The sequence below is a fragment of the Pseudoxanthomonas kaohsiungensis genome (assembly GCF_010211765.1).
Taxonomy (GTDB): domain Bacteria; phylum Pseudomonadota; class Gammaproteobacteria; order Xanthomonadales; family Xanthomonadaceae; genus Pseudoxanthomonas; species Pseudoxanthomonas kaohsiungensis.
The window spans coordinates 1-1,337 of sequence record NZ_PDWO01000033.1; the positions used below are offsets into that span (position 1 = coordinate 1).

1 protein-coding gene is annotated in these 1,337 nt (G+C 67.4%); it reads right to left on the reverse strand.

Annotated elements, in window-relative coordinates; all coding sequences use genetic code 11:
- Window positions 1-35 precede the first annotated feature (35 nt).
- The gene (locus tag CSC66_RS17120) at window positions 36-1,280 is read right to left on the reverse strand and encodes an IS256 family transposase (protein WP_162378620.1); all 1,245 of its coding nucleotides are present in this window, start codon (window positions 1,278-1,280) and stop codon (window positions 36-38) included.
- Window positions 1,281-1,337 lie beyond the last annotated feature (57 nt).

The following is a 1,337-nucleotide window of genomic DNA, read 5'->3' on the forward strand; positions in this document are numbered from 1 at the left end:
GGGGGGTGTCCGATTTTTTGTGTGCAGGGCAGTGATCAAGGTACTGCCCGCTCGATGCGGTCACCGAACAGTATCGCGAACTGGTTCATGGCGGCGGTCCAGTGGATCGGGGGCTTGTTCCAGATCGTCCTGATGTTGCGCAAGGCCAGCCAGATCAGCTTGGTGGCCGCTTCGTCGGTGGGGAAGTGGCCGCGGGTCTTGATGACCTTGCGCAACCGCGCATGCACGCTCTCGATGGCGTTGGTGGTGTAGACCATGCGCCGTACCTCGGGCGGGAAGGCGAAGAACGGCACCACGTGCGTCCAGGCACGCCGCCAGGCCGGGGCGACGGTGGCGTAACGCTGGCCCAGCGGGCTGTCCTCCAGGGCCTGCAATGCCGCTTCGGCAGCCTCGGCGTTGGGCGCGGTATAGATCGGACGCAGCAGGCCCGCCATGGCCTTGCGTTCGCGCCAGGGCACGTAACCCAGGCTGTGCCGGATCAGGTGCACGATGCAGGTCTGCAGCGTGGTCCGCGGGAACGCCGCTTCCAGCGCTTCGGGCAGGCCCTTGAGGCCGTCGGCCACGCCCAGCAGGATGTCGTTGACCCCGCGGCTGCGCAGGTCGGTGAACACCCGCAGCCAGAACTTGGCCCCTTCGGTGTGCTCGATCCACAGCCCCAGCACGTCCCGGGTGCCATCGCGCTGCACGCCCAAGGCCAGGTAAACCGCTTTGTTGTGGACCACCCCGTCGGCGCGGATCTTGACCCGCAGCGCATCGAAGAACACCAGCGGATAGACCGCCTCCAGCGGCCGGCCCTGCCAGGCCGCCACCTCCTCCAGCACCGCATCGGTGACCCGGCTGACCAGGTCCGGGGAGACCTCCACTGCATACATCTGCCGCAGGTGCTGCTGGATCTCCCGCACGCTCATCCCGCGCGCGTACATCGATACGATCTTGTCGTCGAAACCGGCAAAGCGGCGCGCATGCTTGGGCACCAGCTGCGGCTCGAAGGAACCGGCCCGGTCACGCGGAATATCCAGCCGCACCGCGCCCTCGTCGGTCAGCACCGTCTTGCCGGTGCGACCGTTGCGGTGGTTGCCCGGGACCTGCTCGGCATCCAGATGGGCGTCGAGCTCGGCGTTCAACGCCCGCTCCAGGAAGGCCTTCTTGAACCCCCGGAATACCGCCTCCAGCCCCTCCGGGGTCATCGGCCCCGGCACCAGCTGCTCCAGCACCTCCGGTGGGATCGTCACCGCTGCCTGCGCTTGCACCCCCGTCCCCGGGGTCTTCTTCCTGGCCATGGCCTGCTCCTCCTGCCTCAAGAGTAGGCCCTGCACACAAAAATCCTGACACCCTCG

What these genes read in the sequence shown, in the direction of transcription:
- CSC66_RS17120 (WP_162378620.1), bottom strand. Translation starts at nt 1,280, where the DNA reads ATGGCCAGGAAGAAGACCCCGGGGACGGGGGTGCAAGCGCAGGCAGCG.